Consider the following 13,932-nt stretch of genomic DNA (forward strand, 5'->3'; position numbering starts at 1 on the left):
GTCCGGCTCTCCCGAGCATCGGCTCAGCGGATCTCGATCACCGACTTCGTGATCTGCGAGCGGGCGACGAGCCGGTTGCCGGCCACGGCGGTGGCGGTGACGAAGCCGAGGCGGCGGGTGCGCCGCTCCACGGCGGCCGTCACGTGCACCTCCTCGCCCTGGCGCGCGGGGCTGAGGATCTGGGTGGAGATGTGGTGGGTCACGGCGTGCTCGGACGGGTCGAGGTGCGGGAGCAGGGCCAGGAACCCGGTGAGCTCCATGATCGCGCCCAGGGCCCCGGCGTGCAGCGTGCCGCCCGGGTTGATGGCCAGCCCCAGCACCGGGAACACCACCCCGGCCGTCGGGTCGGCCGGGTCCGCCGCACGCGCCTCGAGCGCCACCTGCAGCGGAATGGCGAGCGCGGCCGCGGCCCGCTCGGCGAGGGAGTCGGTCACCCCCGCACCCTCCCACGCGCCCGCACCTCGCCGACCGCCCGATCAGGCCGGTCGACCGGGCGGTGACCACCGAGACCGCGCCACCACGGCCCCTCCGACGACCCGCCGACGTACTCCCGGTGATCACCGCCGACTCCACCTCCGTCGGCCCCGCACTCCCGCGCCCCGCTCGAGCTGCGCAGTCCGAACCGGCGCAGCCCGTGCCCACTCCCCCGAACACCCGACACCGCAGAGCCGGGCACGCGCTGTGACCACCGGGGTTCGTCCGTCCGGCCGCACACCCGGAGGGGGCGGGATTCGTTCCCCCAGCGGGGGCGTGGCCACCCCCGCCCCCGCGCCCGGCCTCCACTACCGTCGGGCCGCACGAGCGCCGCGATCCCGCACGGAGAACCGATGTCAGACGAGCACCCCCACGAGCCGAGCGAGATCACCTACGCGGAGCACTTCCATCCGGCCCGGCCGCGCAGCCTGCGGCACCGGGCCAGGGTGAAGGCGCCCTTCGCGCGGCGGTCGGTGGCCAAGGACGGGAAGCCCACCGGCACCAACCCGGCCTACCTGTCGTGGCTGTTGAGCCAGTCGATGCTGGCCGACGCCAACGAGATCAGCCGGCAGTTCTCCGGCCAGGGATCGATGTGGCAGAACCCCTTCGCGAACCCCGGGCCGCGCCAGGCGGTGGAGACGGCGTCGGTGTGGTTCACCGCGTACCCGATCTCGTTCATCACCCGCCCCGGCGAGTCGTTCCTGGGCGCGCTGGCCGACGAGGCGCTGTGGGACGCGTTCGCGACGATCGGCATCGAGGCCGTGCACACCGGGCCGGTGAAGCGGGCGGGCGGGCTGTCGGGCTGGCAGGCGACCCCGAGCGTCGACGGGCACTTCGACCGGATGAGCACCGAGATCGACCCGGCGTTCGGCACGGAGGCGGAGTTCCGCGCGATGTGCGGCATGGCCACGTGGTCGGGCGGCACGATCATCGACGACATCGTGCCCGGCCACACCGGCAAGGGCGCGGACTTCCGGCTCGCCGAGATGAAGTACGCCGACTACCCCGGCATCTACCACATGATCGAGATCGAGCCGGAGGACTGGGCGATCCTGCCCGACGTCCCGCACGGCCGGGACTCGGTGAACATCGACGCGGCCACCGAGGAGCAGCTCGAGAAGGCCGGCTACATCATCGGGCGCCTGCAGCGCGTCATCTTCTACGCCGAGGGCGTGAAGGAGACGAACTGGAGCACGACGAAGGCCGTCGAGGGCGTCGACGGCGTGGAGCGGCGCTGGGTCTACCTGCACTACTTCAAGGAGGGCCAGCCCTCGATCAACTGGCTCGACCCGAGCTTCGCGGGCATGCGCCTGGTCATCGGCGACGCCCTGCACTCGCTCACCGACCTCGGCGCGGGCGCGCTGCGCCTGGACGCCAACGGGTTCCTCGGCGTCGAGAAGTCGACGGAGGGGCTCCCGGCCTGGTCCGAGGGCCATCCACTGTCCGCCGCGGCCAACCACCTCATCGGCTCCATGGTGCGCAAGCTGGGCGGGTTCACCTTCCAGGAGCTGAACCTGACGATCGACGACATCCGCGCCACCGCCGAGGCCGGCGCCGACCTGTCCTACGACTTCGTCAACCGCCCCGCCTACCACCACGCGCTGGCCACCGGCGACACCGAGTTCCTGCGCCTGACGCTGCGCACCTCGCTGGAGCTGGGCGTCGACCCGGCCGGGCTGGTGCACGCCCTGCAGAACCACGACGAGCTGACCTACGAGCTCGTGCACTGGGCCACCGGCCACCGCGACGACCTCTACACCTACAAGGGCGCCGAGATCACCGGCGCCGACCTCGCCGAGAGCGTGCGCCGCGACCTCTGCGACCACCTCACCGGCCCCGACGCCCCCTACAACCTGATCTTCACGACCAACGGCATCGCCTGCACGACGGCCACCGTGATCGCGGCGACGCTGGGGATCACCGACCTCGACACCATCGAGGAGGTCGAGACGGCGCGGATCATGCGTGTGCACCTGCTGCTGGCGATGTTCAACGCGCTGCAGCCCGGGGTGTTCGCGCTGTCGGGCTGGGACCTCGGCGGCATGCTCACCCTGCGCCCCGACCAGGTCGCGGAGCTGCTGGAGAGCGGCGACACCCGCTGGATACACCGCGCCGGCCACGACCTGATGGGCGCCAACCCGGCCGCGCGCAGCTCGTCGTCGGGGCTGCCGCGCGGGCGCAGCCTCTACGGCACGATCCCCGAGCAGCTCGACGACGAGGCCAGCTTCGTCCGCCAGCTCCAGGCGATCCTCGCCGTCCGCACCCGCTACGGCATCGCGACGGCCGAGCAGGTCGACGTGCCCGACGTCTCGCACCGCGGCCTGCTGGTCATGGTGCACCGCCTGGCCGGGCCGGGGCAGCTGCACCTCACGGTGCTCAACTTCTCGGGCGAGCCGGTCAGCGGCACCGTCCGGTCCGAGCACCTGGTGCCGGGCGCGGTGGTCACCGACATGTTCACCGACCGCACCGTGGGCACCGTCGACGACCTGCACGCGTTCTCCGTCGACATGGAGCCGCACCAGGGGCACTCCCTGCTCGTGCAGGCCGGTGGGGATGCTCACGACGACGTGACCTGAGCGCCGGGCGGGACGAGCATGGAGTCAGTGACGTCCACGGCCCCGCCTCCCACCCGCTCCGCCCCCGGCACCAGCACGGCCCTGCTGGTGCTCGCGATCGTCGTGGTCGCGCTCAACCTGCGCGGCCCGATCGTCAACATCTCCCCGGTGCTCGACGCGATCCGCGCCGACCTGGGTATCGGCGCGGGCACCGCGGGGCTGCTCACCAGCCTCCCGGTGCTGTGCTTCGCCCTGGCGACGCCGCTGGCCTCGCTCCTGCTGGCCCGCGCCGGGCTGGAGCGCGGCGTCCTGATCGCGCTGGGCGCCCTGCTCGCGGGCACGCTGCTGCGCTCGGCGGGCGGGTCGGGCCCCGGCGGGCTGTGGGCGGTCGTCGCGGGGACCCTCGTCATCGGCGTCGCGATCACGGTGGGCAATGTGGCGGTGCCGGTGGTGGTCGGGCGCGACGTCCCCGCGCGCCGCGCCGGGATCGTGCTCGGCGGGTACACCGCGGCGCTCAACGTCGGATCGATGATCATGCTGTCGTTCACGGTGCCGCTGGCCGCCGGGCTGGGCTGGCGCCCCGCGCTGGCCGCGTGGGGGGTGGTCGCGGTGCTCGCCGCGGTGATCTGGTGGCTGGGCACCCGGGGCAACGCCCGCCGCGCCGCCGAGGCGGCCGCCGCGGACGAGGGCGACGCCGGCGGGCCGGTCTGGTGGCGGCGCCCGATCGTCTGGACGCTGGCGATCGCGTTCGGCGGCCAGGCGTTCTCCTACTACGGCGTCACGGCGTGGCTGCCGCTGCTGCTGCACGACGAGCTGGGGATGGACCCCGCCGCGGCGGGCGTCAGCGCGTCGGTGTTCCAGATCGCGGCGGTCGCCGGGGCGTTCGGCGTGCCGGTGCTGCTGCGCCGCGGCGCCGGGCCGCTGCCCGCGCTGCTCGCGGTGTGCGCGGCCTGGGCGGCGCTGCCGCTGGGCCTGCTGCTGGCCCCGCACCTGTGGCTCGTGTGGTGCGCGCTCGGCGGGGCCGCACAGGGCGGCGGGTTCACCGTCATCTTCTCGATCGTCGTGCGGGCGGCGCGCGGCCCGGCCGAGAGCCGGAAGATGTCGGCGCTCGTGCAGGGCGGCGGGTACCTCGTGGCCGCCACCGGGCCGGCCGTCGTCGGCGCGGTGCACGAGGCCACGGGTACCTGGGCGGTGCCCCTGCTGATCGTGCTCGGCGCGATCGCGGTGCTCACGGCCGCGGGCACCGCCTCGGCGCGCGCTTCCGTCCACCAGCGCGAGCTCGAGGGCGTCGTCCTGCGCCGGGTGTAGGCCTCGATGGCGGGTTCGGCGGGGGTCGGCCAGACTGATCGACGATGGCCACCGACCCGTCCCCCGACAGCAACCCGCTCTTCTCCGGAGGCGGGGAGCTCGGCCGCGTCATGGCGGAGCACGACTGGGCGGCCACGCCGGTCGGACCGCCCGAGAGCTGGCCCGCCGAGCTGCGCAGCGTCGTCCGCATCCTGCTCACGTCGCGCTTCTCGATGTGGATGGGCTGGGGCCCGGAGCTCGCGTTCTTCTACAACGACGCCTACCAGCGCGACACCCTGCGCGCCAAGCACCCGTGGGCCCTGGGGCGGCCCGCGCACGAGGTGTGGGCCGAGATCTGGGACGACATCGGCCCGCGGGTGCGGCAGGTCGTCGAGACCGGCGAGGCGACGTGGGACGAGGCCCTGCTGCTCGTCCTGGAGCGCGCGGGCTACCCCGAGGAGACCTACCACACGTTCTCCTACAGCCCGCTCGACGACGCCGGGGGCCGCATCCACGGCATGCTCTGCGTCGTCAGCGAGGACACCGAGCGGGTCCTGAGCGAGCGCCGGCTGCGCGTGCTCAGCGAGCTCGGGGAGATCTCCGCGGCCACCGCGCCCACCGTCGACGAGGCCTGCCGGGCCACGCTGCGCGTCCTCGAGCACGGCCGCACCGACGTTCCGTTCGCGTCGGTCTACCTGCTCGACGGCGACGGCGACGGCGACGGCGACGGTACCGCCCGCCGCACCGCGCACTTCGGCATGGTCGACGACCCGCGGATCGTCCCCGCGGAGCTCGACGCCGGCTCGCTGCTGTGGTCGGTCCTGCAGACCGGCACCCCGCAGGTCCTCACCGGGCTCGCCGCCGACCACAAGGGCCTGTTCCTGCCCACCGGCCACATCGACGACGCCGTCGAGCCCGACGTGGCCGTGTGCGCGCCGCTGCTGGGCGGCGGCACCGGCAGCCCGATCGGCGTGCTGACCACGGGCGTCAGCCCCTTCCGGGCCCTCGACACCGAGTACCGGCGGTTCCTGGACCTGGTCGCCGGGCAGGTCAACCGGGCCATCGCCGACGCGCAGGCCTACCAGGCGCAGCGCACCCGGGCCGACGAGCTCGCCGAGCTCGACCGCGCCAAGACCGAGTTCTTCACCGGCGTCAGCCACGAGCTGCGCACCCCGCTGACGCTGATCGCCGGGCCCACCGAGGACGCCCTCGCCGACCGTGACCACCCGCTCGCGCCCCCGCACCGCGCCCGGCTGGAGGTCGTGCGGCGCAACAGCGGACGGCTGCGGCGCCTGGTCGACACGCTCCTCGACTTCGCCCGCCTCGAGGGCGGGCGGCTGGTACCCCAGCGCACCGCCGTCGACCTCGCCGGGCTCACCCGCGGGATCGCCGAGTCCTTCGCCCCCGCCGTCACCCGCGCCGGGCTGGGGTTCGTGGTCGAGTGCCCCGCACTGCCCTCGACCGTCGCCGTCGACGTGGACATGTGGGAGAAGATCGTCCTCAACCTGCTGTCCAACGCGGTGAAGTACACGCTGGCGGGCGGGATCACGCTCGCGCTGCGCCCCACCGACGACGGCGGCGTGCGGCTCGACGTCACCGACACCGGGATCGGCGTCCCCGAGGTCGACCAGCCCCTGCTGTGGCAGCGCTTCCACCGCGTGCAGCACGCCGCGGGCCGCAGCCGGGAGGGCACCGGCATCGGGCTGGCGCTGGTCGCGGAGCTGGTGGCGCTGCACGGGGGCTCCGTCGCCGTCGAGAGCGTCCTGGACGAGGGTTCGACGTTCTCGGTGCTGCTGCCCCCGTCGGCCTCGACGGGCGCCCCACCGACGAGCGCGCGGGTGTCGGCCGCGGCGCAGCGCTACCGCGAGGAGGCCCTGCAGTGGGCCACCTCCGACGACGACCTCGACCCGATCGTCGCCCTCGACGCCGGCACGACGGCCGGGGCCACCGTGCTCGTCGCGGAGGACAACAGCGACCTGCGGCGCTTCCTCGCCGGACTGCTGACCCCGCACTACCGCGTGATCGTCGTCGCGGACGGGAACGAGGCCCTCACCGTGGCCCGGGCCGAGCGGCCCGACCTGGTCCTGACCGACGTCATGATGCCCGGGCTCGACGGGTTCGCGCTGCTCGCGGCCCTGCGCGCCGACCCGGCGACGGCCACCACCCCGGTCGTCATGCTCTCGGCCCGCGCGGGCGAGGAGGCCGCGATCGAGGGCCTGGCCGCCGGCGCCGACGACTACCTCGTCAAGCCGTTCTCCTCGGCCGACCTGCTCGCCCGCGTCCGGTCGAACCTGCAGCTGGCCCGGGTCCGCAACCACGAGTCGGCCTGGCGCAACGCGCTCATCAACGCCATGCAGGACGGGTTGTTCGTGGTCGGCCACGAGGGGGCGGTCGAGGAGGTCAACGACGCCTTCTCGGCCATCCTCGGGTACGGGCCCGAGGGCCTGCCCTACGCGCTGCCGCACCCCTGGTGGCCCGCCCAGGGCGACGACCCGGAGCACGTCGCGGCCATCGACGCGGCCTTCGCGACCGTGCGCGCGGACAGCGGCGGCAGCTTCGTGCTGCCCGCGCGGCACCGCGACGGGCGCCTGCTGTGGATCGAGGTCGTCATCGCGCAGGCGCCCGACCGCGAGGGTGGCGACCGGCTCGTCCTGGTGGGCACGCTGCGCGACGTCACCGGACGGCGGCGGATCACCGAGCGCGACCGCCTGCTCGCCGACACCGGGCGCCTGCTCGGCCGTCCCGGTGACCTCACCGACCGGCTCGACGACCTCGTCGCCGCGGCGTCACCCCTGCTCGGCGACCTGGCGATCGTCTACCTCGCCCGGCCCGACGGCACGCAGGCCGTCGCCGCCGTGCACCACCGCGAGCCCGCCGTGGCCGCCGCGGTCCGGGCGCTGCCGCCCCGCCGGCCCGTCCTCGACCTGCACGGCGGGCAGGCGTTCGCGCTCGAGGAGCTGCCGCCCGGCTCGCCGACCGAGGGCGGTGGCGCGGTGTTCCGCGGGGCGCTGGTCGTGCCGCTCGTCGTCGCAGGGCGCCTGCTCGGGGCGCTCGTGTTCGTCAGCACCGGCTCGCCGCGGGTGCACGACGACACCGACGTCGACACCGCCGAGGAGCTGGGCCGCCGCGTCGCGCTGATGATCGAGACCGACCGGCTGGCCACCCGCGAGCGCCAGCTGCACGAGGTCACGGCGGCGCTCGCGGCCGCCGGCACCGTCGACGACGCCGCGAACGTGCTCGCCACCGGGATCGTCGAGGCGACGGGGGCGGTGTCGGTCTCGGTCACGCTGCCCGGACCCGGTGGCCCGCACGCGGTGCACCAGATCGGCGATCCGCGCGGCGTGCCGTCCGTCGTCGACGCGATGCGCACCGGCGTGCCCACCTGGCGCGCCGACGGCGACGACGCCGGGGCCGCGCTGCCGCTGACGGTCGGCGAGCGCGTCGTGGGCGCGCTGGCGGTCGGGTTCCGCGGCACCCGCGCCTTCGACGACGACGAGCGCGCGTTCCTGCACACCCTCGCGAGCGACGCCGGGCTGGCGTTCGAGCGCGCGGCGCTGGCCGACACCCGTCGCGAGCTCGCCGACACGCTGCAGCGCAGCCTGCTGCCGCCCGCGCTGCCCGACCACGACCGCGTCACGCTCGCCGCCCGCTACCTGCCCGCCTCCTCGGGCAGCCGCACCGGCGGCGACTGGTACGACGTGCTGCCCCTCGACGACCACCTCGTCGCCATCGTCGTGGGCGACGTCGTCGGGCAGGGGCCGCGCGCCGCCGCCGTCATGGGGCAGCTGCGTAGCGCGCTCTCGGCCTACCTGCTGCAGACCCACTCCCCCGCCGAGGCGCTGACGTGGCTCAACCGCTGGTCGCACCGCGTCCCGGGCGCGCGGGCCAGCACCGCGATCGGCGTCGTCCTCGACACCCGCACCGGCGACCTGCGCTGGGCCCGCGCCGGGCACCCGCCGCCGCTGGTGCTGGGCCCCGACGGGTCGGCGACCTACCTGGAGGACGCCCAGGGTGCGGTGCTCGGTGTGCGCGGCGGCCCCCCGTTCACCGAGGGCGCCACGACGCTGGTGCCCGGGTCGACGGTGATCCTCTACACCGACGGGCTCGTCGAGCGGCGCACCGAGATCGTCGACGTCGGGTTCGCCCGGCTCGCCGCCGCCGGCGCGGAGCACGCCACCAGCCCGGTCGCGGAGCTCGTGCCCGCGATCCTGCACGCGGCGCTCGACGGGTCCGGGCCGGCGGACGACGTCGCCCTGATCGTCGCGCGGCTGCGCCCGCCCGTCCTGGCCGGTCGCGGCCCGGCTCGGCCCGACCGGCTCGCGGTGGTGCGCCGCGACGTGGCCGCGTGGATCACCGCCGCCGCGCTGCCCGAGGAGGTCGGGGACGACCTGCAGCTCGCGCTGGGCGAGGCGCTGGCCAACTCCGTCGAGCACGCCTACCGCGACCGCGCCCCCGGCGAGTACCGTTACCGGCTCGACCAGCGCGCCGACGGCTCGGTGGAGGCCGAGGTCACCGACGAGGGCGACTGGCGTCCGCCGCCGGCCGATCCCGGCTACCGCGGGCGCGGGCTGATGGTGATCGAGCGGCTGGCGCAGGACGTCGTCGTCGAGCACTCCGGGGAGGGCACGCGGATCGCGTTCACGATGAGCCCGATGGTCGACGGGCCGCCGCGGGCCCCCGGTCCGCCCGAGCCCGGGGATCCCGGGGCCGAGGCGCGCGGGGGGCTGCAGGTGCACGACGGGCCGCGCCTGGTGCTGGCGGGCGAGCTCGACGTGGCCACCGTGCCCGGACTGCGCGACCGCGTGCTGGCGGCCGTCGCGGACGCCCCGGGCGAGGTCGTCGTCGACGTCACCGGGGTGACGCACCTGGCCAGCGCGGGCATCGGGCTGCTGCTGGAGATCGCGGCCGCGGTGCCGCACGGCGTCCGCGTCCGGGTCGTCCCGGGCAGCCCGACGGCCCGGATCCTGGAGCTCACCGAGCTGGAGGACGCCCTGCGCGTCGGGCCCTGACCGGCCCTGGCCCGCCGGGGCCCGGGCGTCGTAGCGTGCGCGGATGACCTCCACCACCTCCCCCGTGCGCTTCACGGTCACCGGCCGCGACGGCACGCCGGTCACCGCCTACCGCTGGGATCCCGCGGGCCCGCCCCGCGCCGTCGTCCAGCTCACGCACGGGATGGGCGAGCACGTGCTGCGTTACGGCCCGTTCGCCCACGCGCTGGTGGACGCGGGCTTCGCGGTGCAGGGCCAGGACCACCGCGGGCACGGCGCCACCGCCGGCTCCGACGCCGCGCTCGGGGCGGTCGGCACCGACGGCTGGAACGGCCTCGTCGACGACATCGGCGTGCTCGTCGAGCACGGGCGCGCCGAGCACCCGGGCGTCCCGGTCGTGCTGTTCGCGCACAGCATGGGCTCGTTCGCCGCGCAGCAGTGGGTGCTCGACAACGCCGATCGGATCGACGGCCTCGTCCTGTCCGGGACCGCCGCGATCGACCTGCTGGAGCCGGCGCTGGACCTCGACCAGCCGATGGACCTGGCCGCGTTCAACGCCCCGTTCGCGCCGGCCCGCACCGACTACGACTGGCTCTCCCGCGACGAGGCCCAGGTCGACGCGTACGTCGCCGACCCGCACTGCGGCTTCGGGGTCGACGTCGACGGGGTGAAGGCCATGTTCGGTCGGGCCCACGACGTCGCCGACCCGGCGCGGCTCGCGGAGATCCGGAAGGACCTCCCCGTGCTCGTCACCGTCGGGGAGGACGACCCGGTCAACGGTCGGCTCGCCCTGGTGCACGCCCTGGTCGGGCGCCTGGCCGAGGCCGGCCTCACCGACGTCACGCTGAGGACCTGGCCGGGCGCGCGGCACGAGATCCTCAACGAGACGAACCGGGACGAGGTCGTGGCCGACGTGCTCGCGTGGATCGAGCGGGTCGTCGGCCCCACCGCCTGAGCCCTACCGGCCCTTCCACACGGGCGCCCGCTTCTCGGCGAACGCCGTCGCCCCCTCGCGGGCGTCCTCCGAGGAGAACACCGGCGCGGTGATCTGTCCCTGGGCGGCCCAGCCCTCGTCGAGGGTCCAGTCGGCGCTCGACCGGGCGATGCGCTTGGTCGCGGCCACCGCGAGCGGGGCGTTCGCCGCGATCGTCGTCGCCAGCGCGACGGCCTCCTCGAGCGCGCCGCCCTCGCCGGTGAGCCGGTTGACCAGGCCGATGGCGGCGGCCCGCTCGGCGTCGATCGGGTCGCCGGTCAGGAGCATCTCCATCGCGACGGCCGTGGGCACGCGCCGGGTGAGCAGCAGCGCCCCGCCGGCCGCGGCCACGAGCGACCGCTTGACCTCGGGCACCCCGAAGCGCGCGGTGCGGGCGGCGACGACGAGGTCGCAGGCCAGCAGCAGCTCGAACCCGCCCGCCAGCGCCCACCCCTCGGCCGCCCCGATCAGCGGCTTGCGCGGCGGGGCCTGGGTGATGCCACAGAGCCCGCGGCCCTCGATGAACGGCCGCTCGCCGGTGAGGAACGCCTTGAGGTCCATGCCCGCGGAGAACGTGCCGCCCGCACCGGTGAGCACCCCGGCCCACAGCTCGTCGGAGCCGTCCAGCTCGTCCACGGCGGCGGCGATGCCGTCGGACACCGCCTTGTTCAGCGCGTTCTTCGCCTGCGGCCGGTTGATGGTGATCACGAGCACCGCCCCGCGGCGCTCGACCAGGACCTCGTCGGACACGTTGCCTCCTCCGCGCGGAGCATCCGCGCCCGTGTCCGGAACCTACCCCGGCGGGAACGGGGTGGGGTCCCCACGACTGGCCACCCCTACCGCGGCCCCATCCGGATCGCCCCGTCCAGCCGGATGACCTCGCCGTTGAGCATCTGGTTCTCCACGATGTGCGCCACCAGGGCGCCGAACTCGGCGGGCCGGCCCAGGCGGGAGGGGTGGGGCACCTGCTGGCCGAGGGACACGCGCGCCTCCTCGGGCAGGGACGCCATGAGGGGGGTGTCGAACAGGCCCGGTGCGATGGTGACGACGCGGATCATGGCACCGGCGAGGTCGCGGGCGATCGGCAGCGTCATGCCCACCACGCCGCCCTTCGACGCCGAGTAGGCGGCCTGGCCGATCTGGCCGTCGTACGCGGCCACCGAGGCCGTGTTGACGATGACGCCGCGCTCGCCGTCGACGATCTCGGTGGCGGCGATGCGCTCGGCCGCGAGGCGCAGGACGTTGAACGTGCCGATGAGGTTGATCGAGACGATGCGGGCGAACTTGTCGAGCGGGTAGACGCCCTTCTTGCCGAGCACACGGATCGCGTCGCCGGTGCCGGCGCAGTTGACGGCCACGCGCAGCGGGCCCAGCTCGGCGGCGACGTCGAGGGCCGCGGTGACGCCGGCCTCGTCGGTGACGTCGGCGGGCGCGAAGCGCACGCGGTCGCCCAGCTTCTCGGCGATGTCGGCCCCGGCCGAGGACGGCAGGTCCAGGATGACGACCGACGCACCCGCGTCGAGCAGCTTCTCCGTGGTGGCCAGGCCGAGCCCGGAAGCTCCACCCGTCACGACCGCGACGGCTCCGTTGATGTCCACTGGCTCTCCTCGTACGACCTCGTGCGACGTTGCGACTGGCCCGGAGGCTAGCAGTCAGTATTGACCGTTAGGCCGTGTCGCCGGTCACCACGGCGAGCACCTGGCCCGTCGACACCTGGTCGCCCGGCGCGACGTGCAGCTCCGTGAGCTCGCCGTCGGCCGGCGCCGCCACCGTGTGCTCCATCTTCATCGCCTCGAGCACGACCAGCGTCTGACCTGCGGCGACGGCGGCCCCCGGCTCCGCCAGCACCCGCAGCACCGCGCCCGGCATGGGCGCGAGCAGCGACCCGGGCTGCTGCGACTCAGACGGGTCGACGAACCGCGGCACCCCGACGAGCACGCTGGAGCCGAGCGGGCCGTCGACGTAGGACGTGCCCTCGACGGTGTGCACCGACATCCTCCGGCGCACCCCGTCGACGGTCAGCTCGACCGACGACGGGACGGCCGCGTGCAGCACGACGTCGAGCGGCTCCCCGTCGACGGTCACCTCGACCCCGTCGCGGCGGAACCGGTAGGCGACCTCGACGGTCCGCTCCCCCGCCGTGAACGCCACCCGCTGCGGCTGCCCGGCGACGTTGCGCCACCCCGACGGCATCCCGCCGAGCACCCGGGCCTGCGCCCGGTGCCCGGCCTGCCGCGCCAGCGCCGCGGCCACGGCGTGCAGCGCGACCCGGTCGCGGGCGGCGTCGTCCTCGGGCGGGGCGAGCAGGTCGGGATGGCGGTCGAGGTAGCCGGTGTCGGTGCGGCCGGCGAGGAAGTCGGGCTCGCGCAGGACGCCGACGAGCAGGTCCCGGTTGGTGACGACGCCGTGCACGCGCGCGCCGTGCAGCGCCGCGGCCAGCGCGCGGGCCGCGGCGGCGCGCGTGGGGCCGTGCGCGATCACCTTGGCCAGCATCGGGTCGTAGTGCGGGCCGACGACCGACCCGGCCGCGACGCCGGTGTCGACGCGGACGCCGCCCGGCACCGAGAACGCGTGCAGCGTGCCGGTGGCCGGGAGGAACTGCGCCGGAGCCCCGCCCTTCTTCGTCACGGTCTCGGCGTAGAGCCGCGCCTCGATCGCGTGCCCGGTGATGCGGGCGTCGTGCACCTCGGCGGGCAGCGGCTCCCCCTCCGCGACGCGCAGCTGCAGCGCGACGAGGTCGAGCCCGGTGACCAGCTCGGTGACCGGATGCTCCACCTGCAGCCGTGTGTTGACCTCCAGGAAGTGGAACGCGCCGTGGGCGTCGAGCACGAACTCGACGGTGCCCGCGCCGACGTAGGACAGCGCCTTGCCCGCCGCGACCGCGGCCGCGCCCAGCTCCGCGCGCAGCGCGTCGTCGACGGCCGGCGACGGTGCCTCCTCGACGATCTTCTGGTAGCGCCGCTGGATCGAGCACTCGCGCTCGAACAGCGCGACGACCGACCCGTGGGCGTCGCCCAGGATCTGCACCTCGACGTGGCGGGGGTCGACGACGAGCCGCTCCAGGAACACGGTGCCGTCGCCGAACGCCGACGCGGCCTCGCGCCGCGCGCTCGTGACCGCCTCGGCCAGCGCACCGGGCTCGGTCACCACCCGCATCCCGCGCCCGCCGCCGCCGAAGGCGGCCTTGACCAGCAGCGGGTAGCCGACGCGCGCCCCCTCGGCGGCGAGGTCGGACTCCTCGGTGACGGTGGCGCCGGGCAGCACCGGCACGCCGGCCGCCCCCATCAGCGCCTTGGCCTCGACCTTGGAGCCCATCGCGGCGATCGCCTCGGGCGAGGGCCCGACGAACGTGACGCCCGCCGCGGCGCACTCGCGCGCGAAGCCGGCGTTCTCCGAGAGGAACCCGTAGCCGGGGTGGATCGCGTCGGCTCCGGTGGCCCGCGAGGCGGCGAGCACCAGGTCGCCGCGCAGGTAGGTGTCGGCGGGCGCGGCGCCGGGCAGGCGGACGGCCTCGTCGGCGGCGGCCACGAACGGCGCGCCCTCGTCGGGGTCGGAGTGCACGGCGACGGTGGCGATCCCGAGCGCCCGCGCGGTGCGGAACACCCGGACGGCGATCTCGCCGCGGTTGGCGACCAGCAGCTTCTGGATCACGGGC

The 13,932-nt window shown here is 75.3% G+C and carries 8 protein-coding genes; 4 read left to right on the forward strand and 4 right to left on the reverse strand.

Features of this window, described 5'->3' with window-relative positions; translation table 11 throughout:
* Positions 1–23: 23 nt before the first annotated feature.
* Positions 24–434: a PaaI family thioesterase gene (locus I4I82_RS00060; RefSeq protein ID WP_218594969.1), complete on the reverse strand. Its 411-nt coding sequence runs from the start codon at positions 432–434 to the stop codon at positions 24–26.
* A 393-nt stretch (positions 435–827) separates the two neighbouring features.
* Here I4I82_RS00060 and treS point away from each other — a divergent pair, with 393 nt between their 5' ends.
* From treS to I4I82_RS00080, 4 genes are read left to right on the forward strand one after another with little or no spacing between them, the layout of a single operon-like run.
* Positions 828–3,050 (forward strand): maltose alpha-D-glucosyltransferase, encoded by a 2,223-nt coding sequence (treS, locus tag I4I82_RS00065; RefSeq protein ID WP_218594970.1) that lies wholly within the window; start codon positions 828–830, stop codon positions 3,048–3,050.
* Positions 3,051–3,077: 27 nt separating this feature from the next.
* Positions 3,078–4,337, forward strand: a complete 1,260-nt coding sequence (locus tag I4I82_RS00070) for an MFS transporter (RefSeq protein WP_218594971.1) — start codon at positions 3,078–3,080, stop codon at positions 4,335–4,337.
* Between the two features lie 44 nt (positions 4,338–4,381).
* Complete coding sequence (locus I4I82_RS00075; protein WP_218593469.1) at positions 4,382–9,325, forward strand: SpoIIE family protein phosphatase; 4,944 nt, start codon at positions 4,382–4,384, stop codon at positions 9,323–9,325.
* Positions 9,326–9,368: 43 nt separating this feature from the next.
* On the forward strand, positions 9,369–10,259 hold the full coding sequence (locus I4I82_RS00080; RefSeq protein WP_218593470.1) for an alpha/beta fold hydrolase: 891 nt from the start codon (positions 9,369–9,371) through the stop codon (positions 10,257–10,259).
* A gap of 3 nt (positions 10,260–10,262) precedes the next feature.
* Here the strand turns inward: I4I82_RS00080 and I4I82_RS00085 are convergent, their stop codons facing one another.
* The 3 genes from I4I82_RS00085 to I4I82_RS00095 form a co-directional block, all read right to left on the reverse strand.
* The gene (locus tag I4I82_RS00085) at positions 10,263–11,027 is read right to left on the reverse strand and encodes a crotonase/enoyl-CoA hydratase family protein (RefSeq protein WP_218593471.1); all 765 of its coding nucleotides are present in this window, start codon (positions 11,025–11,027) and stop codon (positions 10,263–10,265) included.
* 86 nt (positions 11,028–11,113) lie between these two features.
* Complete coding sequence (locus I4I82_RS00090; RefSeq protein WP_218594972.1) at positions 11,114–11,875, reverse strand: 3-hydroxyacyl-CoA dehydrogenase; 762 nt, start codon at positions 11,873–11,875, stop codon at positions 11,114–11,116.
* A gap of 67 nt (positions 11,876–11,942) precedes the next feature.
* Positions 11,943–13,928, reverse strand: a complete 1,986-nt coding sequence (locus I4I82_RS00095) for an ATP-binding protein (protein ID WP_218590933.1) — start codon at positions 13,926–13,928, stop codon at positions 11,943–11,945.
* Positions 13,929–13,932: the final 4 nt, after the last annotated feature.

Source organism: Pseudonocardia oceani, from assembly GCF_019263585.2.
GTDB lineage: Bacteria > Actinomycetota > Actinomycetes > Mycobacteriales > Pseudonocardiaceae > Pseudonocardia > Pseudonocardia oceani.